The following is a 24424-nucleotide window of genomic DNA, read 5'->3' as shown; positions in this document are numbered from 1 at the left end:
TCAAAACTCCACTATTTGGCCACTGACTTCTGTAACCGCTAAACCTTCTGCTGCCCAATCCATTACTTCCATGTAAGATGCAAGTCCGGCTACTGTGGGAAACTCAAACATCTTTTGCACAGATAGACCAAATCCCAAAGCTGAGTTAATTCGTGACACCACTTGAGTAGCTAACAGGGAATGTCCGCCTAGTTCAAAGAAATTATCTTTAACACCAATGCGTTCAGTTCCTAAAACTTCGCTCCAAATTTGCACCAGTTGAGCTTCCAGAGGTGTGCGGGGTGAAACAAAGCCAGTAGCAAGATTTCTCGTAGCCGTATCCGGTGCAGGTAGGGCGCGACGATCAACTTTGCCATTGGGTGTCAAGGGCATGGCTTTAAGGAGAACAAAAGCTTGGGGAACCATATAGTTAGGTAGCTTCTGTTGGATCAAAGAGCGCACTTGCGGGACTAATTTCTGAACTAACTTACTATATAGGGGATTATTGGTGTACTCAGTCCAGGGTTTAGCAGTAATGGACGAACTATCCCAGAAGGCGGCTTTGTATGCTTGATTGCGGCAGAAAACCACATCATAAGAACCATCTTGACTACTTTCCCACCAACTGAGTTGGACTGTGTAGCCGAGTTCCTGCCCCAACTGGTAAAACTGTTCGGGGTTAATGCCAACTGGGGAGTGTTGTGCTAGTAGTTGCTGTAGTTGCCCCACGGTTTCGACGGCTGGGGGATTTTCCCACCATTGCCAAATCTGTAGTGCTGGCTGCACCCGTTTATTAGGTACACCCCTAATTCCCAAAATTTCTGGCTGTCGGGTGAGTAGTTGATTTTCAATTTGTTTTAATGACAGCCCGTCTAGTTGCCAGTTTAACCAAGGAACTACCGTCACTTCGGCTTCTCCTAAAGGAGACGCTACGCGATCGCTCAGTACAGGTGTTTGGACATCAGTATTTATATGCAGGGTAACATCATAGCGGAATTGCGTTAACTCGTTTTGGGCGTTACCGCGCTTGGGCTGAATTTCTACCCAAGTAATTTGGGGAAAACGTGTTTGGAGGGCGATAAAGAAACCAGGATCAATCAGTAATTCTTCTTCAGCAGCCACACTAGAATTTACCTGCTGTTGCCATTGCTCAGTTGTTTTGTCTTCTGAGGCTTGGGACAACTGCACGGCGGCATGGAATGCTTCCAACAGAGGCAAAGAGCGCACATCACCCATGAAGATTTTACCTTGTTGAGCGATCGTGGCGATCGCGCCTTCGATTACCTGCAACAGATAGTCCACACTGGGGAAGTACTGGACGACAGAGTTGATCACTATAGTATCAAACTCTCCTTGGGGGATACCGTCAAAGTTATCTGCCGTTCGTTGTAGCAAATGCACATTATCTAAACCTGATAATGTTTTATACATCTGATCAACGTGTTGTAGGGCGGCACTGGAATAATCAATCCCCCAATACTCCTTACTTTTGGGAGCTACGCGAGATAGGAGTAACCCCGTACCACAACCAATTTCTAATACTCGCTGCGGTGACAGAGACAGGATGCGGCTGACTGTATTCTCAACCCACTCGCGCATTTCCCAATCTGGGATGGCTTGTTTGGTGTACGAACTGTTCCAACCACTGATATTAAAAGTCAGGTCATCGGCGGTTGTTTGCGGTTGTCCGTAAGCTTGTTCATAGAGCATTTGCCAGTCACTGACGTACTCACTCTGCCATTGAGCTAACTGTTGGGGTAAGACTTTGTTTTTCAGCGCAGGTACTAAGTAAGCTACTAGCTGTTTATCACCAGTGCGATCAATTTTGGCAACAACGACACCTTCCTGTATTAAGGGGTGTTGAGTCAAAACATCTTCAATTTCCCCTAACTCAATACGGAAACCACGAATCTTGACTTGGTTATCAATGCGTCCCAAGTATTCGATATTGCCATCTGGCAAATAACGAGCTAAGTCACCAGTTTTGTACAGTCGGGAATGCGGTTCATCGCTAAAGGGATTAGAGATAAATTTCTCTTGTGTTAATTCCACACGGTTGATATAACCTCGTGCCAATCCCACACCACCAATGTGTATTTCTCCTGGTACACCAACGGGTACTAGTTGTAAATGCGAATCTAAAATGTAGATTTGTGTGTTGGCAATGGGACGACCAATAGTAACTTTTTCATCTTCAGGATTGCATTTGGCAATTGTGGCGCAGACGGAGGCTTCTGTCGGTCCATAAGCGTTGAAGAAGTTTCTCCCCACTGACCAAAGTTTGACGAGTTCAGGCGAACAAGCTTCACCAGCAACAATAATCGCTTGCAGTGCTGGAAGTTCCTGAGTTGGTACGACTGCTAAGGCTGATGGTGGTAGGGTGACATGAGTAATGCCATCATTACGTAATCGCTCAATTAACGGCGTACCTGGCATGATTGAGTCTTTTGTTGCCAGGTAAAGTGTTGCCCCTGACCCCAAACTCATCAAGATTTCGGATATGCAGGCATCAAAACTAAAGGAGGCAAACTGAAGAACGCGATTATTAGACTGCACACCAAAAGCCTGAATCTGTGTTAGAGCTAAGTTATACAATCCCCTATGCTCAACCATCACACCTTTAGGTTTACCTGTGGAACCGGAAGTATAGATTACATTTGCTAGATGAGAAGCTGTGACTTCAATAGTCAAGTTATCTTGGTTATTGGAATCAATTTGTGAGCAAACTTCATTTAAAAATACCAGTTTTGCTTGATGTTGGGGTAGTTTATCTAGCAGTCGCTCTTGGGTCAGAAGTACTCTAACTTGCGTATCTTCTAACATAAAGCTGAGGCGATCGCTAGGATACTCTGGGTCAAGGGGTACGTAAGCACCACCAGCTTTGAGAATCGCCAACAGTCCTATGACCATTAAGGGCGTACGCTCCACACACAGCCCTACTAGTACATCCGCTTCCACACCCAAAGACCGTAAGTAATGGGCTAACTGATTTGCTCGACAATTCAATTGGTGGTAAGTCAGTTGTTGATTCTCAAATACTACCGCCACTGCATCAGGGGTACGTGCTACCTGCTCCTCAAACAACTGATGAATACACTTATCTTGAGGATAACCCACCTGAGTCGAGTTCCACTCTACCAACAATTGATGGCGTTCTGGCTCGCTGAGTAAGGGGAGTAATGCTACTGGCTGCTGCGGATTTGCGGCGTAGACGCTCAGCGGCTTGTCGTCAGACATCGCTTTTAGTAAAATCTGGAAGTGCTGCATCATCCGGGCGATCGTTGCCGCATCAAATAAATCACGGTTGTAAGAGCAGAAGCCCCCAAGTCCTTCAGGTGCATCCCATAAGTAAACTTCTAGGTCAAGCCGAACTGAGTCAAGTCCTGAAGCCATCCCTTCAACTGTTAAACCAGGTAGTTCCAAAGGCGCAAAGGGAGCATTCTGGAGGGCAAATACCACCTGTACCAAAGGATTGCGATCTAAGTTCCGCTCTACTTGCAATTCTTCGACTAACATCTCGAAGGGCAAATCCTGATGGTCGTAAGCCTCTTGAGTTACCCGTCGCACCTGCGCCAGTAAAGCTTCAAAAGTTGGTTCTTGGGATAAATCGAATCTCAGTGCCAAGGTATTGACAAAAAAGCCAATTAACCCTTCTATTTCTGTGCGGTTGCGATTGGCGATCGGTGAACCAACTACCAAATCTGTTTGTCCACTGTAGCGAGACATTAACGCTACAAAACCCGCTAGCAATGTCATAAACAGCGTACTTCCAGACTCTTGAGAGAGCTTTTTCAGCTGTTGCGTTAGGTTGGCATCTAATTGCAGTCGTTCTGTACCACCTCGGAAAGTCTGTATAGCTGGGCGGAGACGGTCTGTGGGTAGTTCTAACAGAGGTGGCGCACCTGTTAATTGTTGCTTCCAGTAGCTTAACTGACGCTCTAGCACTTCATTTATCAGCCATTGACGCTGCCACACAGCAAAGTCGGCATACTGTATGGGTAACTCTGGTAACGTTATAGGATTACCTGTGGCGATCGCTCGATAATAGGCTGATAATTCACTGATCAGCACACCCAGTGACCAACCATCAGCTGCAATATGGTGAATTGCGAATGCCAATACATACTCGTCTTGAGCAACTTGCCACAGCTTGACTCGTAGCACAGAACCATTAGCCAAATCGAATGGTTTGCAGGCTTCTTCCGCCACCAGTTGCTCAACTCGTTTGATGGGGTCTGGCAGATTCTGTAAATCGACCACTGGTAACGTGAAGGTTGTATAGGGGTCTATTACCTGTACTGGCTTATTATCCTTGATCCCAAAGCGAGTCCGCAAAGGTTCATGGCGTTGCACGATCGCCGCAAAAGCTTGTTCCAAAGCTTTAACATTGAGTTGCCCCACTAAACGCAAAGCTAAATCTATTGTGTAAGCACCACTTTCACCTTCTAACTGATTGACAAACCACAACCTTTCCTGCGCCCATGACAGGGGTATATCTGCATTTCTGGAAACAGGTACAATCGGCGTTACTGTTAGATTAGAACCAGTTTCTAGCTGACTGGAAATTACTTCACTTAACTGAGCGATCGTTGGTGATTCAAAGAGATAACGCAACAGTAACGAAGTTCCAAAGGCTTCTTGTAAGCGAGAAATTACCTGAGTAGCTAGTAGAGAATGTCCTCCTACTTCAAAGAAATTATCATCAATGCCTACTCGCTCTAACCTCAGCACTTGCGACCAAATCAGGGCAATTTTTTCCTCAATAGAGTTGCGGGGCGCAACAAATTTATCTGCTATTTCAGTATCTAAATCTGGTGCAGGCAGGGCGCGGCGGTCTACTTTACCGTTGGGAGTCAGGGGTAGAGCTTCCAGAATGACGAAAGCATTGGGAACCATGTAGTCTGGCAGTTTAGCTTTTAAGAATTGCCGCAATTCGTCGCTTGTCGGTGTCACCTGTTTTTGCGGCACTACATAGGCGACTAACTGCTTCTGTCCAAGGATATCTTCACGGGTAATTACACAAGATGTCTGTATATCTTCATGTTGATTCAGTACAGTTTCAATCTCTCCCAACTCGATACGGAAACCCCGGATTTTTACTTGGTTATCAATGCGCCCTAAGTATTCAATATTACTATCTGGTAAATACCGTGCCAAATCCCCCGTTTTATATAATCTACTCTCTCCTGCTTTCGCAAAAGGATTGGGGATGAATTTCTCATTGGTTAACTCTGGTCGGTTGAGATAGCCGCGTGCCAATCCCACACCACCAAGGTACAATTCTCCCGGTACACCAACAGGTACAGGTTGTAAGTTTTGGTCAAGGATGTAGGTTTTCGTATTAGAAATTGCCTGACCAATAGGAATAGTTGTGGCTGTGTCTACTAACTCCTCTATCAAATACCAAGTAGAAAACGTAGTATTTTCTGTAGGGCCATAGACATGGAGTAGGTGCTGTGGTGCGCCTTTATCTAGGACTTCCTGCACCCATCTGGGGTCAACCGCTTCCCCTCCAAATAGCAGATATCGTATAGAAGCAAATGCTTGCGGTAACAAATTTGCTAATTGATTGACTAAAGCTGTGGTTAAGAATAAGACGCTAACTTTGTGGGAGCGCAGATTCACAGCAAATTCTTGAGGCGAAAGTAATACAGACTTGGTAATGATGACTAGTCTTGCTCCATGCAGCAATGCTCCCCAAATCTCGAACGTAGCAGCATCAAAAGCAATATTTGCCGCTTGAGCAATACAGTCATCGGGTGTTAACTGTATATAGTTGGTGTTTAAGACCAATCGATTTACAGCTTGATGTGTGACGACTACTCCCTTGGGTCTGCCTGTAGAACCGGAGGTGTAAATTACATAAGCTAGGTTTTCTGCACTGACTGTGCTGTTGAGATTATCCTGATTTTCTTGGTAAATAATTTGCCAGTCAGTATCTAAGCAGACCACACGGGCTTGATGTTGAGGAAGAGATTCTACTAATTTGTCTTGAGTCAATAGCACTTTTACCTGAGTGTCTGCCAGCATAAATTCTAGGCGTTCTTTGGGATCTTCATGGTTAAGCGGCACATATGCCCCACCGGCTTTGAGAATACCCACTAGTCCCACCATCATCAAGGGTGTACGCTCTAAACAAATACCCACTAGCTCATCGGCTCCCACACCCAAGGACTTCAGGTAGCGCGCCAATTGGTTGGCACGACAATTTAATTCATGGTAGGTGAGTTGTTCATTTTCATACACCACCGCTACTGCATCCGGTGTACGTTCTACCTGTTCCTCAAACAACTGATGGATACATTTATCTGCGGGATAATCTACCTGTGTGTCATTCCAGTCGATTAATAACTGCTGCTGCTCAACTGTTGTCAATAAAGGCAGTTGGGAAATGCGCTCTTGGGGATTAGCCACAATTGCTTCCAGCAATGTGACAAAATGACCCGCCATCCGGGCGATCGTGCTTGCATCAAATAAGTCAGTATTGTATTCCCATACACCCACTAATCCTTCATCAGTGCTGCCCATTGCTAAAGTCAAATCAAACTTAGCATTTACACTTTCTGTGGACAGATGAGTAATAGTTAGTCCCGTCATTTCTACTTCAGACATGGGTGCATTCTGAAGCATAAACGCCATTTGGAACAGTGGTGTATGACTGAGGTTGCGTTCTGGCTGTAATGCTTCCACCAGCATTTCAAAGGGCAAGTCCTGATGAGCGTATGCGCCTAAAGCTACTTCCCGAACACGACCCAGTAAATCACAAAAACTGGGATTTGCAGATAAATCAGTCCGCATCACTAAGGTATTGACAAAAAAGCCAATTAACCCTTCTATTTCGCTGCGATTACGGTTAGCAATTGGTGTACCCACCAAAATATCTGCTACACCTGTGTAGCGGTACAGCAAAGTATCATAAGCTGCTAACAGCGTCATGAACAAAGTTGCCCCTTGCTGGTGACTGAGTTGTGTCAGCCTTTCGGTTAACTGGGGTGAAAGTTCAAACTTTTGGTGTGCGCCAGCGAAAGTCTGTACTGCCCCTCTGAGTCGGTCTGTGGGCAGTGCTAATAAAGCTGGGGCATCTTTGAGTTGCTCTTGCCAGTAATCCAGTTGGCTTTGCAGTACATCGCCTTGCAACCACTGTCTCTGCCATAGTGCAAAGTCTGCATACTGAATTGGTAGTAGTGGTAAAGTGGTTGGCTGACCTTGAGCGTAAGCATTGTACAACGCTGTTAATTCTTGGACAAACACACCCATTGACCAGTCATCAGAGATAATGTGGTGCATACACACTAACAAGATATGTTCTGCCTCATTTAGCACTAGTAACGTCGCCCTGATTAATGGTTGCGTTGCTAGGTCAAATGGTTGCAAAGCTTGTTCTTGCGCTAGTTGCTGTACAGTTATTTCTTGCTGGTTTACAGGCAGATGTTGTAAGTCAACAACGGAAACTTGCCAATCTGTGTGTGTTTGAATAATTTGCCTTGCTTGTCCATCAACGGCGATGAAGTTAGTGCGTAAGGCTTCGTGACGCTGAATAATTTCTTGCAAGCTTTGTTCTAAGGCAGCTTGATTCAGAGTTCCTACTAGACGCAAAGCTTCAGGAATGTTATATAAGGCACTATTCGGCTGTAACTGTTCTAAAAACCACAAACGCTGTTGAGCGAATGACAGTGATAATTCCGCATCTTTTGCCCTTGGCAAGATGGATGGAGAAGTTAGTTCTAAATTTTGTGGCTGCAATTGCCCAATCAAATCCGCCAATGCGGCAACTGTTGCTGCTGCAAAAATGCTACGTAATGGTAGTTCTATTTTGAAAATGTTGCGGATGCGGGAAACCAATTGTGTTGCTAGTAAGGAGTGTCCCCCTAGTTCAAAGAAATTATCATGAATGCCTACCTGCTCTAGTTTCAGCACTTGCGCCCAAATTTCTGCCAGCGTTTCTTCAGTGGGGGTGCGTGGTGCAACATAGTTGTCTATTTGTTCGCTCTGTAAATTTAGTGCGGGTAGGGCGCGGCGGTCTACTTTACGGTGTGCTGTGAGTGGTAGTGACTCCAGAGCCACGAAAGTGCTTGGAACCATATAAAGCGGCAGACGATTGGAAATGAACTGGCGCAGTTCGCTAATTGCGGGGATCTCTTGGGCATAAGGTACTATGTATGCGACTAGGCGTTTATCCCCAGGAGTATCTTCGCGGAGGATGACACAAGATGTCTGCACATCGGGATGTTGGTTGAGTACGGCTTCGATTTCTCCCAACTCGATACGGAAGCCTCGTATTTTTACCTGATTGTCGATGCGTCCAAAGCACTCGATGTTGCCATTGGGTAAGTAGCGTGCCAAATCCCCAGTTTTGTAGATGCGATCGCATTTGGGATCTTTAAATTGGTTGGGGAGAAATTTTTCCTGGGTCAATTCTGGGCGGTTGAAATAGCCTCTTGCTAAACGCACACCCCCAATGTGCAGTTCGCCTCTGATACCAACGGGTACTGGCTGAAGATTACGGTCAAGGATGTAGATTTGTGTATTGGCGATGGGACGCCCAATGAGGACTGTATTAGTTTTTCCTGATTCGGGATGTAGTAGATCGTGGACTACGGCTGTTACTGATGCTTCAGTGGGGCCGTAGACATTCAGACAAGTGATGCGATCGCGTACTAACTCCCGCCACATGGTAACAGTTTCTGGTAGCACTGCATCCCCACCCACAGCCACTAAGCGCAAACATTGCGGCACAGTGGCATAGGATTGAGCTACCGCCACTGTCCATTCATGCCAATAGGCTGGAGTGATATTTAAGACAGTCAGCTTTTGTTGTTCAATAAATTTGGCAAGATTGGCAAAGTCAGAGAACATTTGTACTGGTCGAACGACCACGGTTCCGCCTTTATACCAAGTGGGGAAGATTTCTTCTACCGCCACATCAAAGCCAAGGGAAGCAAATTGCAAGACGCGATCGCTACTAGTCAGACCAAATACTTCGCTAATGGCACTGCTATGATTCACCAAAGCTGCATGAGTCAACGTCACGCCTTTAGGTTTGCCAGTAGACCCAGAAGTGTACAACAGACAAGCTAAGTTTTCTGGTTTTGCTCCACTCACCAAATTTTCTTGACTTTGAGAGTTAAGTGTCTCAGATTCCGCATCTAAGACGATGACTTTTACCCCTTGGACTGGCAAGGAATCAAGCAATTTCTGCTGGGTGATTAGTATAGCAACTTGTGAGTCTTGGGATATATCAGCTAATCGCTGCTGGGGATAATCAGGGTCTAGAGGAACATAACCGCCGCCAGCTTTGAGGACAGCTAACAATGTCACGATGATGGATAGCGATCGCTCTAAATAAATCCCCACCAAAACCTCTTGTTCCACGCCCAAAGATTGTAGATAATGTGCTAATTGATTCGCTTGGGTGTTTAACTCCTGATAAGTCAGTTGTTCATTATCAAACACCACTGCAACAGCATCAGGTGTGAGTTCTGCTTGCTGCTCAAATAATTGATGGAGACATTTATCTTCAGGGTAATCACCTTGAGTGTCATTCCACTCAAATAGTATCTGCTGTTGCTCAACTGCCGTTAACAAAGGCAATTGGTCAATTCGCTCTTGGGGATTAGCCACAACCGCTTCCAGCAGAGTCACAAAATGACTCCTCATCCGCTCGATGGTGCTATGGTCAAACAAGTCAGTGTTGTACTCCCACACGCCCACCAATCCAGTAGGAGTATTCTGCATCGCTAGAGTCAAATCGAATTTTGCCATTGCAGTTTCTATTGGCAACGAACTGACAGTTAACCCAGTCAACTCTACGGTTGAGAGGGGGTCATTTTGCAGCAGAAAATCCACCTGAAATAGTGGTGCATGGCTGAGGTCTCGTTCTGGCTGCAATGCTTCTACCAGCATTTCAAAAGGCAAGTCCTGATAAGCATAGGCATCCATTGCCATTTCCCGAACACGACCCAGTAACTCGTTAAAGCTGGGATTGCCTGATAAATCAGTCCGCAAAACTAAAGTATTGACAAAAAAGCCAATTAACCCTTCTATTTCACTGCGATCGCGGTTAGCAATTGGTGTACCCACCAAAATATCCGCTACACCTGTGTAGCGGTAAAGTAATGTATCAAATGCTGCCAACAAGGTCATGAAGAGGGTACAACCTTTCTGTTGACTGAGTTTGGTCAGTTTCTGAGTTAACTCAACAGAGAGTGCAAACTCTTGATGTGCGCCTGCAAATGTCTGCACTGCTCCTCTAGGTCGGTCTGTGGGAAGCGGTAATAAAGTGGGTGCGTCTTTGAGTTGTTTTTGCCAGTAATCCAATTGACTTTGAAGTACATCGCCTTGCAACCACTGTCTCTGCCAAATGGCGAAATCTGCATACTGAATCGGTAGTCGTGCTAAAGTGGTTGGCTGACCTTGAGCGTAAGCGTTATACAAAGCTGTTAATTCTTGGACAAACACACCTATTGACCAGCCATCTGAGACAATGTGGTGCATACACATTAATAAGATGTGTTCTGTCTCTGACAGCACCAGTAAAGTCACCCTAACTAATGCTTGGTTTGCTAGGTCAAAGGGTTGCAAAGCTTGCTGTTGCGTTAATTCCTGTACAGCTATTTCTTGCTCGTTTCCAGGCAGATGTTGCAAATCAACAATTGATACCGTCCAAGATATATCTTCCTGCTCCCTAATAATTTGCCTTGCTTCTCCATCAATAGCGATGAAGTTGGTGCATAAAGCTTCGTGACGCTGAATGATTTGTTGCAAGCTTTGTTGTAGCGCAACTTGATGCAAAGTTCCTACTACGCGCAACGCAAAGGGGATATTGTATAAAGCACTGTTTGGATCGAACTGGTCTAAAAACCATAAACGCTGTTGAGCAAATGACAGTGGTATTTCTACATTCTCTGCTCTTGGCAAGATTAATGGAGCGACCAGTTTTAACTCCTGTTTCTGCAATTGCTCAATTGATTTTGCTAATTCACCAACTGTGGCTGTGGCAAACAACTCACGCAATGGTAGTTCTACTTGGAAAATCTTGCGGATACGTGAAACTAATTGCGTTGCTAGTAGCGAATGTCCACCCAGTTCAAAGAAGTTGTCATGAATGCCTACTTGCTCTACTTTCAGCACTTGCGCCCAAATTTGCACCAGCATTTCTTCGGTGGGGGTGTGTGGGGCAATATATTTATCTGCGTCGCTTTGTAAATCCGGTGCGGGTAGGGCGTGACGGTCTACTTTATCATTAGGAGTTAGTGGCAAGAACTCCAACATTACAAACGCCTGAGGCACCATGTATCCAGGCACTTTATTGGCAAGGAACTGACGCAGTTCGCTAGTTATGGGTGTCACCTCTTTTCGCGGCACTATGTAGGCGACTAGGCGCTTCTCTCCTGGGATATCTTCGCGGGCAATGACACAACAAGCTTGCACATGGGGATATTGGCTCAAGACGGTTTCAATTTCTCCCAATTCAATGCGGAAGCCACGGATTTTAACTTGATTGTCAATGCGTCCTAAGTATTCTATATTACCGTCAGGTAAATAGCGTGCCAAATCCCCAGTTTTATATAATCTACTCCCTTCTGCCTTTTCAAAAGGATTGGGGATAAATTTTTCCTGTGTCAACTCTGGACGGTTGAGGTAGCCTCTTGCCAATCCCGCACCGCCAATGTGCAATTCTCCTGCTACACCAATGGGAACTGGTTGTAGGTATTGATCTAAGATGTATATCTGAGTATTATGAATGGGTCGTCCAATTGCTATCTTTTGCTTATCAATTTCTGTTGTGGCTGAATCCAGCAATTTGCATTGCGTTGCTTCTACAGTCGCTTCAGTGGGACCATATGTGTTTATTAGCTGAGGGTAGTTACCTATATGACACTGCCACATTCTTAATCGTTGCTCAAGCGCCTGCTCTCCGCCAATAATCAACAAGCGGATGGCATCGGGCAATAGCAAATTGGTACTAGCTAATTCAAAAGCGAGCTGATGCCAGTATGCTGTTGGTAAATTTAACACTGTTAAATTCCAATCCCGGCATTTTTGGACAAACATCTCCACGGAATTTAACATCTTATCGGTTCGCAGCACTAGCATTGCACCACAGCTCAGGCAGGGGTAGATTTCTTCTGCCGCCGTATCGAAACTAATAGAGGAAAACTGTAGTATGCGATCTGTGCTTTGCGGTGGCGCTTCGCTATCGCAATTGCTTAACTTATATTCAACAATTGCCATCAGCGTAAAATTCACTAGGGATTGATGTCGAATCATCACTCCCTTGGGTTTGCCTGTAGAACCAGAAGTGTAGATCACATAAGCTAAATTTTCGCGGCTGGTGCTATTAACTAAATTAGTATCACTCGATTGAGAAATAGATTGCCAGTTAGTATCCAAACAAACAAGCTGTGCTTGATGCTCAGGTAGCTTTTCAACTAAATGCTGTTGAGTCAAGAGTACGGAAAGTTGGGCATCTTCGACCATGAGGCTCAAGCGATCTTGGGGATACTCAGGGTCAAGTGGGACATAAGCGCCACCCGCCTTCAGAATGCCAAGTAATCCCACAATCATTAAGGGCGATCGCTCTACACACAACCCGACTAATACATCGGCTCCCACACCCAAAGACTTTAAGTAGTGCGCCAACTGGTTAGCACGGCAGTTCAATTCATAGTAAGTTAGTTGTTGATTTTCCCGGACTACCGCCACTGCATGAGGAGTACGCTGAACCTGTTCCTCAAACAACTGATGGATGCATTTATCCTGGGGATAATCTACTTGAGTATCATTCCACTCAATCAATAACTGTTGTTGCTCAGTTTTTGTCAACAAAGGCAATTGAGAAATGCACTGCTGTGGATTCGCCACAATTCCTTCAAGCAATGTCGCCAAATGAAGAGCCATCCGCTCAATAGTGCCTGTATCAAACAAGTCAGTGTTGTACTCCCACACTCCCACCAGTCCAGTAGCAGTGTTCTCCATTGATAACGTCAAATCAAACTTGGCAGTTGGGCTTTTTACCTTGAGTTGATTGACAGTTAACCCAGTTAACTCCAATTGAGATATGGGCGAATTCTCCAGCGCAAACATCACCTGGAACAGTGGTGTATGGCTGAGGTTTCGTTCTGGCTGTAATGCTTCCACCAGCATTTCAAACGGCAAGTCCTGATGAGCGTATGCTCCCAAAGCCATTTCCCGAACACGAGTGAGTAACGATGAGAAACTAGGATTTTCAGATAAATCAGTCCGCATCACTAAAGTGTTGACAAAAAAGCCAATCAACCCTTCAGTCTCACTGTGATTGCGGTTAGCAATTGGTGTCCCCACCAAAATATCTGCCACACCCGTATAACGGTAAAGTAATGTATCATAAGCTGCCAACAGCGTCATGAACAAAGTCACTCCTTGTTGCTGACTCAGTTGTGTCAGCCGAAGAGTGAGTTCAAGGGAGAGTGGAAACTGTTGACGTGCGCCAACGAAGGTTTGCACAGGCGGTCTGGGTCGGTCAGTGGGAAGCGACAATAAAGCTGGTGCATTTGCCAATTGTTGAAGCCAGTAACTCAATTGGCTTTGCAGTACTTCCCCTTGCAACCACTGTCTTTGCCAAATGGCGAAATCTGCGTACTGAATCGATAGTGGCGCTAAAGTGGAAGACTGACCTTGAGAATAAGCATCGTATAGCGCCGTTAGTTCTTGAACAAACACACCCATTGACCAGCCATCAGAGACAATGTGGTGCATACACACTAACAACACCTGTTCTGTCTCGGACAATACTACTAATGTTGCCCTGACTAATGCTTGTGTTGCTAGGTCAAAGGGTTGAATAATTTGTTGTTGGGCTAATTGCTGTGTGGCTATTTCTTTTTCGCTTGCTGGCAGATGTTGCAAATCAACAACACAGATTTTCCAATTTGTTTGTGTTTGAATGATTTGTGTTGCTTGTCCGTCAACGGTGATAAAGTTGGTGCGTAAAGCTTCGTGGCGATGAATTATTTCTTGTAAGCTTTGTTCTAAGGCGGCAACTTTGAGAGTTCCTACTAGACGTAAAGCGATGTGGGTGTTGTAAAAGGGGCTGTTCGGCTCTAACTGGTCTAAAAACCACAAACGCTGTTGGGCAAATGACAGTGGTAATTCTGCATTCTCCGTTCGCTTGAGGATGGGTACAGAAGTCAGGGCGATATCTTGTTGTTGCAACTGCTGGAGCGATCGCCCTAATTGAGCTACTGTGGCATTAGTAAACAACTCACGCAATGGTAGTTCCACTTTGAACAAATTGCGGATGCGGGAAACCAATTGCGTCGCTAGTAGGGAATGTCCCCCCAGTTCAAAGAAGTTATCATGAATCCCTACCTGCTCTATTTTCAGCACTTGCGCCCAAATTTGTGCCAGCATTTCCTCAATAGGACTACGTGGGGCAACAAATTTTTCTAGTTGTGTGCTGTCTAAGTCTGGTTTTGGTAGGGCGCGGCGATCAATTTTTCCGTTAGAGGTAAGAGGTAAAGATTCCAGCAACATGAAGGCATTGGGTATCATGTAGCTTGGCAGTTGGTTGCCCAAGAACTGGCGTAATTCTTGGACTGTGGTAGATTGTTCCGGCTTTGGCACTATGTAAGCAACTAAACGTTTGTCCCCCCGTTCATCCTCTCGCACTACCACCGCGTTTTCCCAAACGGCTGGGTGTTGCGCCAGCAATCCCTCAATTTCTCCCAACTCAATACGGAAGCCGCGAATCTTGACTTGGTTATCAATGCGCCCTAAATACTCTAACTCGCCATTAGGTAAATAACGAGCTAAGTCACCTGTCCTATATAATCTACTCCCTCCTACCTCCGCAAAAGGATTAGAGATAAACCTTTGTTGAGTCAATTCAGGACGATTCAAATAGCCACGAGTCACCCCAGCACCACCGACGTACATCTCACCCCTGACACCAATTGGTACTGGCTGTAAATTTTGGTCTAGCAGATATACCTGTAAGTCAGGAATTAGGCATCCAATGACACTAGCCGTATCATGCAAATCAGCTTTGCTCAAGGGACGATAGGTAACGTGTACGGTAGTTTCTGTAATCCCGTACATATTCACTAACTGGGGTGAGGAGTCGCCATGTCGGTCAAACCAAGGCTGCAAACTCTGGAGTTCTAAGGCTTCTCCACCGAAAATTACCAAGCGTAAGCTTGAATCGTTAGCAGTTCCTATAGATTGTTCGGCTTGAATTAACTGGCGGAAGGCTGAAGGTGTTTGATTGAGAACAGTGACTTTTTCTTGACACAATAACTCATAAAATGATTCAGGCGATCGCGTCACTAAGTACGGTACTACTACCAGTCGTCCACCATAGAACAAAGCTCCCCAAATTTCCCAAACAGAGAAGTCGAAGGCATAAGAGTGGAACAGTGTCCAGACATCTTGAGAGTTGAAGTGATACCAAAAGTCTGTCGCTGCAAATAAACGCACTACATTAGCGTGATTGACTAAAACACCTTTGGGCTTACCTGTAGAACCTGAAGTGTAAATGACATAAGCCAGATTATTAGGTGTTACGGTGTTTTCCAGGTTTGTCTTGCACTCTTGAGCAATTTTTTCCCAATCGGTATCTATGCAGATGACACGCGCTTGATGTTGAGAAACAGACTCTACTAAATGCTGTTGAGTTAACAGCACGGGAAGTTGAGCATCTTCTAACATAAAGCTCAAACGCTCTTGGGGATATTCTGGATCAAGCGGGACATACGCACCACCCGCCTTGAGAATGCCGAGTATACCCACAATCATTTCTAGTGAGCGTTCTACACAAATCCCCACCAGCACATCTACACCTACACCCAAAGATTTTAAGTAATGCGCCAATTGGTTAGCTTGGGTGTTTAATTGTTGATAAGTCAGTTGTTGATTGCCAAACGTCACCGCCACTGTATCGGGGGTACGCTGCACCTGCTCCTCAAACAACTGATGGATACACTGATTCTGGGGATACTCCGCCTGAGTATTGTTCCACTCAACTAATAACTGCTGTTGCTCACCTGCTGTTAGCATTGGCAATTGAGAAACTCGCTGCTGTGGGTTGGCGATTATGCCTTCTATCAATGTTTGGAAATGGCCCAACATTCGGGCGATCGCTGCATCATCAAATTGGCTGGTATTGTAGCTCATCCTTATCTGTAATTGCTGACCAGGGTAAGCAACAACTGTTAGAGGATAATTAGTATGTTGAGATAAGTGAATATTCTCTATAGTGAAACTATCATTGTGTGATTTTCGGGCAGCATCAACATGAAAATTCTCAAAGACAACAATACTATCAAACAAAGGTGTTCCTCTAGGGATTTCACTCCACCCTTGAATCTCTGCTAATGAACTATAGGAGTATTGCTCAGACTCTACCTGCTGCACTTGTAAATCTTTCAATAAAGCCAGCACTTGGGTGTCTGCTGCAACTTGAACTCGTATGGGCATGGTGTTGATAAATAGTCCCACCATTGATTCGATTCCAACAATAGAAGGCTCCCGACCAGATACAGTCATACCAAAAACTACATCTGTTTCTTGGCTGTAGCGAGACAGTAATAATGCCCAAGTTGCTTGTACTAAATTATTAAGAGTCAAGCGATTTTGGCGTACAAAAGACTGGAGTGCCGTTGTTAGCGACGCTGTGAACTGAATTTTTTGTTCACCATAGCTGATACCGTATTTATCTGATAGGGGTTTCTCCACTGTCAAATGAGTGGGTGCGGTAAACCCTTGGAGTTTTTGTTTCCAGAACTTTTCAGCTTGTTTTTGATCCTGTTTTTGTAGCCAAGCAATATAGTTGCGGTAGGTGACAGTTGGTTGATAACGGAAAGTTTCACCCTGAGAAATTGCTTGATAGAAGTTCAACAGGTCTTGAAAAACTAATGGTAAAGACCAACCATCTAGTAATAAATGATGACTACTCCAAACAAATTGGTAAGTATTTCTATTTAATTGGATCAGATGTAGGCGCATCAATGGAGCTTGAGATAATTGCAAGCCCTTTTGTCGGTCACATTCTAAGAAAATTTCTAATTGCTGTTGCTGTTCTTGTACAGATAACTCCTGCCAGTTATAGGTTTCGACAGTAACCTGCACCTGCCGATACACTACTTGTACAGGCTGGCTCAAAGATTCCCAAACAAAAGCCGTGCGGAAGATGGAATGCTTTGCTACTATTTTCTCCCAAGCTTGCTCAAAGGTTTGCACATCCAAATTCCCCGTCAAAGTGCAACTTACCTGAGCAAAATATACGCCTGATTCTGGATCGTACAAACTATGAAACAGCATCCCCTGTTGCATCGGAGATAGGGGATAAATTTCTTCAATATTTTGTCTGTTTGTGTTTTTAATATCTGATTTCATAGATTTGCAAATATTTGATCTAGTTCTGTTTGGTTCAGTTGTAATAACGGAAAATCTTCGGTAGTACAACCATCAGTTTTAGAATCAGAAGATAAATTATTGACTAATTCTTCTTCTGTTAGTACCTCTTTGATTTTTTCTGCCACTGCCGCTAATTCGGCGATGGTTTGATGAGTAAATAATTGCTTGGGAGTCAGTTGCAATCCTGCTTGCCTTGCTCTAGTGATGATTAGAATAGTGAGAATGGAATCGCCACCGAGTTCAAAGAAGTTATCATGTATACCTACTTGCTCCACTCGCAGAACTTGAGACCAAATCTGGGCTAAAATTTCTTCTTCCGGGGTGCGCGGCGCAACAAAACTCAGTTCTAGCCCCTCACGCAAGTCTGGTGCAGGTAATGCGCGGCGGTTTACTTTGCCATTGGGAGTTAAAGGTAGGGCTTCTAAGATGACGAAAGCACTAGGAATCATGTACTCCGGCAGCCTAGCTTTCAGAAATTGCCGCAGTTCGTCTGTTGTTGGTGTCACCTCTTTTTGCGGCACTATGTAAGCAAATAAGCGTTTAATTCCTGGGTTATCTTCACGAGCGATGACACAAGAGGTTTGCACATGAGGATTCTGTCCTAAGACTGCTTCGATTTCTCCCAATTCAATCCGAAAACCCCGGATTTTTACTTGATTATCTATGCGTCCTAAGTATTCGATATTGCCATCGGGCAAATAATGGGCTAAATCTCCAGTTTTATAGAGACGGGAATGAGGATCAGTGCTAAAGGGGTTAGAGATGAATTTTTCTTGTGTTAACTCTGGATGATTGAGGTAGCCTCGTGCTAAAGATGCACCACCAATATGCAATTCTCCTGGTACACCTATGGGTACTGGTTGAAGATAGCGATCTAAGAGATAAATTTGTGTATTCGCTAAAGGACGACCTAAAGGAACAGTTTGTGTAGGAGAAGCTGTATTAGATATTAGGTGAGACTCCACTTTAAAAGTGAGTACACCAACAGTGGCTTCAGTCGGCCCGTAATGGTTGAATATCTGACATTGCGGTGCATGAATTAGCAGTTTCTCCACTAAATTTCCACTGGTGGCTTCACCACCTAAAATTAATCGCCGCCAGGGTAATCTCGTTTCAGGTTTAGCAGAAAATAACAAAGCCGCTAAGTGTGAAGGAACTATTTTGAGATAATCAAAAGGATTTTGTTGGCAGTACTCTAAAAAGGCGTTTGAGTCAGATATTCTGGCTTCCGATAGAATGTGCAGACATCCACCATTAGTTAAACAAGGAAAGATGACGGTATTCCCTAAATCAGCAGCAAATGTAGAGACTAAAGCAAATTGTCCACCTGCTTCCGAGAACAGTTTTTCCTGAATTCCATTAAGATAATTGAGTAATTGCCTGTGTTCAATAGCCACACCTTTAGCTCTACCAGTTGAGCCAGAAGTGAAGATCGCATAGATTAAATTGTTGGCAGTCGTTGTATTTTCTAGATTATTGTCATCTAATTGAGCTATTTTCTGCCAGTCAGAGTCTAAATAAACTACAGGTATCTCATGCTTGCCTAATTTCTCAACTAGTAGGCGTTGGGTCAATAAAACCTGCGCCTGACTGTCTGCGAGCATGAAACTTAGACGTTCTTGGGGATACTCTGGGTCGAGAGGAACATAAGCACCACCAGCTTTGACAATGCCTAATATGCCGATAATTGTGTCTAGCGATCGCTCCACACACAACCCTACCAGCACATCTGTACCTATACCCAAAGACTTCAAGTAGTGCGCCAATTGATTAGCGCGAGTATTCAACTGGCGGTAGGTAAGTTGTTGATTTTCAAATACCACCGCTACTGCATTTGGTGTATTCTCTACCTGTTCCTCAAACAATTGATGGATACACTTATCTAGCGGATAGTTCGCCTGAGTATTGTTCCACTCAACTAACAGTTGATGTTGTTCAACTTCTGTCAGCAGAGGTAATTTTGAAATTTGCTGCTGTGGGTTAGCAACAATATCTTCCAGCAATGTCTCAAAATGCCTTGCCATGCGCTTGATTGTGATAGCCTCAAACAAGTCAGTATTGTATTGCCAACAGGGTTCGACAACTCCCTTAGCTTCTCTCACCATTAAACTCAAATCTTGGTTTGCACCTCTTTGTCCAAGCAAGTATGGCTCCATCTGAAGCACTTCTTCTTGAATGTGCAATGAATTCTCTTTTGGTTCGCACCAACCTTGAGCTTGCCAAGTAAAACTAACTTGACACAAAGGAGAACGACTAGGATCGCGCTGTTGCTGGAGTTGTTCTGCTAACAAAGAAAAAGGGTAATCTTGATGCTTTTGAGCTTCTCTAACTGTTTTACTGACTTGGGCAAGAAGTTCGCTGAATGTAGCATTTTCCCTGATAGCAACTCGTAAAACGGTCAGGTTGACGAAGTAGCCAACAATCTCTTTAAACTCTTTGCCCCATCGACCTCTCATGGGACTACCTACTAGGATGTCTTGTTGATTGGTGTAGCGATAAAGTAGCACGTAAAATGCTGTGAGCATAATCTGGTAAGGGCTTGTTCCAGAAGCTACAGCTAGATGTTTGAGTTTTTGATTTAGCTGTTCATCTAGCTGTTTAATATAAGAAGCTCCTTGATAAGTTTGTACTGGGGGGCGGTTTTTATCTGGGAGCAAATTCAAAATTGGTAAGTCGCCAGCTAATTGCTTTTCCCAGTATCGCCACTGTTTTTCTCCCTTGGAACTAGAGAGCATTTCTGATTGCCAGTTGACAAAATCTAGATAAGATTTATTGTTGGTAAAAAAATCTTGTGTTTCTGTCTGCTTTTGACTATCTTGCTCAATTTCTTTAGCATACAAAGCTTGAAATTCACTCAGCAGTAAATCAAAAGACCACATATCACCTGCAATGTGGTGCATTGTTAGCAAGAGAATGTGTTCTTCTGCTGAACGAGTAAATAAATTAACCCTCAAAGCTAAATCTTTTTCTAAGTTAAAAGGACGGTCAGTTATAGCAAATATTTTCTCTTTTAATTGGTTTTCATTCCAATTGCTGGCATCTGCTACATCAAGATTAAATTTATGTTGTCGATTAACTTGCTGAACGGGTTTGCCTTCATAAATAGTATATGTGGTTCGGAGAATAGGATAGTGTTCAATAATCTTTTGCCAAACACGATTGACAGCAGCAATATTTAAATATGAATTAATTTTTGCGGTAATAAATATATTATAAGCAACACTCTCTGGAGCAATTTGGTAGATAAACCACATTGCTTCTTGTCCAGAAGAGAGTGGGTAAACTTTTTCTACATTTTTATCCATTATAATTCCTTAAAATCCTGACATTCTTGGCAATAATATACATCATGTGCCGATATAGTCTTTTTAAGTAAAAAATTCCCAATTTACATCAACCTACTTCTTTTAAAAATGTTGTAATTAAAATTAGAATAGTTTTCACTAGTTAAGAAATAGTCTTTCTACAAAGATAATATCATCTAAATATAACAATGCTCCAACTGGGTTGAGATGAATTAACAACTAGCTATCAAAATTGCTTCCCAACAATTTAATCTATTTTTAAAATTTAAATCGCTTGTAACTTCCTACTAGTACTGGTTTTGTATCTAACAATAGGGTGCGCTTAAATATTGCCTCTAAATCTCGAACCCAGAAAAGCTTACTGGTTATAAAAATACTCTTTCAAAATTTCTGGATGAAAGCTATCTGCTACCACGGGCTATTTTACAGTACCAAAAAAGGAATTACCAGGTTCCGAGAGATTTTCACTGGTGTAAAACACCGTCAGGTGATGCAAAATTTCGTCCTTACTCAGAGAACTCTTCCCCTCAATATCGAGCTTTTCAAAAACTTCTGAACCTTCATCAGCGACGAACAATAACTCAAACTCTTGCTGAGATAATCTCCCATCGCGGTCTTTATCTAAGTTAGATACAAGAATCTGAACAAATCCTTGCAAAATTCCCGTTAGTTTTCCTTCGTTGATTATAGCTTCATAACCTTCAGCATATTCATCAAGGTTTACTTTACCATCGCCATCTCTATCAAATCTCTTGATGTTATTCCAAACTCTCAGTTCTATCTCAAGCAATTTTTTACCTTGATCTGATTCAGGTTCTATCCCTATTCGTTGGGCATAGCGTACTGCACCTTCAGTAAAGTCTTCTTCTTCTAAAAATTGGCTATTGTCTCTATCGTACATTCTGAATAGGTTTGCCAATTTGCGTTTTTTAAAATCGCTAACCATTATTTGATTCTCCTATTTTTACATCAGCAAAGCCAAAAAATTAGAACTTATATGGCTCTTTATTTTTTAAGTAGACTCGTTTAATTAAGTTAGACAGTCAAATAAGCCAAGGTAGTATTAGAAACTATAAGTAAATAAACAGTAGGGGTACTACACTTTTTACACCTAAATATCTTCTTATAGCTATGGACAACGTGCAAGGACAGTTAAGACAGTTAAGCAAAAATTTAACTAACCTTCATATAAAAACTTGATTGCTTTATACTAATTTTATAATACCTTTCTTATTAAGTAGTAAGACAAAATTAATTACACAATTTTGACCTGAAACCCTTATCCAGTCTAAAATCTCATGTGTAAATATTTCTGTCCGATTACTTATAAAAATCTTCACTTATTGCTGCTGGACTTGATGGAATTTCCCAAAAACGCAATCCAGGGCCACGTTATGATAATAATAGTTATACAAATCCGCTTCCCTTAGATCGGGTAAAACAGTTACCAACAAACTTATTAGATGCATTACGCTGCCTAAAAGCAAACACAGTTCTTACCCACAGCCTCGGAGAACGTTTAATCACAGCTTATTTAAAATTGAAGCACCAACAGTGGAATGAATATAGTAGCTACATCACTCCCTGGGAACTAGAAAATACATTAGATTGCTAATTATAGCGATTTCAACAGATGAATAATTTTCTTTTTTGTAAGTTTAAAACGAAGAAATGCCACAAGAAGAACCAAAAACTTGAGGGGGCATAAGAACCGTTTTTTTTTGAGAGGATATCTTACTTGAATGCCTCTCCGTGTAATACTTTGACTATTCTTGTCGCCCCCTCAAGTTACGGCAGTTGCATCAAGTGGCCAGCCGTGACGAGGCTGTGGATTGGCTGTTGCAGGGGTTGGGGATTTTGCTAAACCGTATCTGTCATCCTTGCAGGCAAAGCTGTTGGCAGCTGTTGAAAGGGACTACAACTTTGTATAGAGACAGCAAAAGTAAACTTGATTCTTAATACAACAATGTAAGATTAACTCGTTGTATGAAAGCAATCCTGATTATCGTTGGTCTTCTGTGCTTGATCTTAAGAGACGCTGCCTCGTAACGTTTCTACTGTTGGGTGCGAAAGGGGAAATTGCGTATTTCTAGGCATTTACAACCGTGGGAAAAATCCGATTCAAGTCTAATAAAACATCTTCAAATCCAGGAATTGCTAATGACTGATGTGGTAAAGATATCTGCTTGCTGAGATAATTAAATTCACCTTGAGCATTTTGATAGTGTTGGCTGTAACGCTCAAGTTGGCGAACATTTAAGTTGACAATCCAATAATCAGAAATTGCGGCTTCTGCGTAGATTTTTAACTTTGTTGTTTGGTCGTAATCTAGGGTTGAGTCCGAAATTTCAATTACTAAAAAAATATCTTCGGGATAGGGATGATGGGCGAGATAATCTTCATCTTTACCACGTGCGATCGCCGCATCTGGTTCAGGTTCACTTTGATTTGGCAAAGTAATCGGATCTTGTCCGCGAATCACGGCGCGATCGCCCAACAACCGATCCAATTGGCGGCATAAGATAGAACCGCAGACTGTATGAGGTGTACCCTTGGCTACCATCTGAATTAGTTCTCCGCGAATCAACTCGATGCGATCGCTCTCCTTTAGAAATTCCAGTTCAATCAGCCGATGATATTCGTCAATAGTAAATCGTTTTGGTGTGACAACGTTCATGGGACATCATTGATTTAACTGTTATGTACTTTCTAGCTTACCATCGGTATCCATTCGCTGTTGTCCATTTTGTGCCCACTAATTTTTATTGTCAAACGGGTGAGATGCCTTATCCCTGTTGACTGCTTAGATACTGAGATATGCTGTAGTTCAATCTCTAACGAGTTCTTCAAAACTCAAATCGTCGTATTCGTTATACATTTTATTCAACTCCAATTAATCCAAAGTATTCTGCCGAAAGCTCCATCAAGTATTTAAGAGCTAAACAATCGCCGAAGAACCGTGTATATTTGAACACACAATAATTGTGAGTTTTTCGGTGAGTGATCGCTACTTGCTTTCTGTACTCTTTCGGATTACCATATCGAGCTTTCCAGTTTAATTGTCTGGGTAGCCGAGATTTTCTAGTAATAGAGTCACCCCCTTTTCATTTAATTCTTGCCCTGTTAATTCATGCCACTTCTGTTTGATTTCTTGGAAATGCGGTTTTCTTCCTAATTCTATTGCCCATTTTCTAATTTCTTCATACCAGTCAATCTGCTGCTGTGAGGATTGCTGATTATTTTTAGAACTACCAAGAGTGTCATCATTCGGTTTGGAATCTCCGCATTAATCACAGCGCTAGAACTTAAGCGCTCTAATTCAAATGTCATTTTACCTGACTCCCAATGCTACACCAGCATTAACCAACATTAAGAACACACTCGTAAATATCACCCCAGGCATCAGCCCGATAGTGAAAGTTTTTCGATAACCTTCATGGCTTCTTGGGAATAATGCCAATTGGTTTTTATACATTTCTGCCAAAGATTGCAACTGTTTGAGCTTGTGCCGGGAGAACTTTGTATGTAGCCACTTCTGTGCCTTCAAAGTGCCAGCCACCTCAGCCTCATCCAATACTTGCTGTGCTGTAGTGTAAGCAGGTAATGTGTAGCGATCGCGGATTGATGAAGGTAGATTTCCCTCAATTTGGGTAGCATCTCCCACTCTTAAATCTGTTGAAACTATACCGTCATTTTTACTACCAAATAAACCAGGAAGCCATTTACCTAACATTGCTATACGTCTC

General features: G+C 43.3%; 6 protein-coding genes and 2 pseudogenes. 1 reads left to right on the top strand and 7 read right to left on the bottom strand.

The annotated features are described in order from the left end of the window. From F8S12_RS05660 to F8S12_RS05650, 4 genes and pseudogenes are all read right to left on the bottom strand, one after another. The gene (locus F8S12_RS05660) at positions 1–17352 is read right to left on the bottom strand and encodes a non-ribosomal peptide synthase/polyketide synthase (protein WP_196515365.1); all 17352 of its coding nucleotides are present in this window, start codon (positions 17350–17352) and stop codon (positions 1–3) included. Then, positions 17349–20678: a non-ribosomal peptide synthetase gene (locus F8S12_RS05655; RefSeq protein ID WP_196515364.1), complete on the bottom strand. Its 3330-nt coding sequence runs from the start codon at positions 20676–20678 to the stop codon at positions 17349–17351. Before F8S12_RS05655 ends, F8S12_RS05660 begins: the two co-directional genes overlap by 4 nt. 264 nt (positions 20679–20942) lie before the next feature. Continuing rightward, positions 20943–21032, bottom strand: a pseudogene (locus tag F8S12_RS42240) (IS982 family transposase); the annotation flags it as partial. Positions 21033–21096: 64 nt separating this feature from the next. Further along, the gene (locus tag F8S12_RS05650; RefSeq protein WP_196515363.1) at positions 21097–21624 is read right to left on the bottom strand and encodes an EF-hand domain-containing protein; all 528 of its coding nucleotides are present in this window, start codon (positions 21622–21624) and stop codon (positions 21097–21099) included. 396 nt (positions 21625–22020) lie between these two features. Between F8S12_RS05650 and F8S12_RS05645 the strand changes: the two genes are divergently transcribed. Continuing rightward, entirely contained in the window at positions 22021–22293 is a 273-nt protein-coding gene (locus F8S12_RS05645) for a hypothetical protein (RefSeq protein ID WP_331001353.1), read from the top strand. Positions 22294–22767: 474 nt separating this feature from the next. On the opposite strand, the gene F8S12_RS05640 is transcribed toward F8S12_RS05645, so the two are convergent. The 3 genes and pseudogenes from F8S12_RS05640 to F8S12_RS05630 all read right to left on the bottom strand — a co-directional run. Then, positions 22768–23355 (bottom strand): Uma2 family endonuclease, encoded by a 588-nt coding sequence (locus F8S12_RS05640; protein ID WP_196515362.1) that lies wholly within the window; start codon positions 23353–23355, stop codon positions 22768–22770. 500 nt (positions 23356–23855) lie between these two features. After that, positions 23856–24008, bottom strand: coding sequence for a hypothetical protein (locus F8S12_RS05635; protein WP_196515361.1), 153 nt, complete (start codon positions 24006–24008; stop codon positions 23856–23858). 1 nt (position 24009) lies between these two features. Then, a pseudogene (locus F8S12_RS05630) lies at positions 24010–24424 on the bottom strand (hypothetical protein); the annotation flags it as partial.

Origin of the sequence: Nostoc sp. WHI (assembly GCF_015714725.1) — a bacterium.
GTDB lineage: Bacteria > Cyanobacteriota > Cyanobacteriia > Cyanobacteriales > Nostocaceae > Nostoc.
This window is presented reverse-complemented; position numbering and strand designations above follow the sequence as displayed.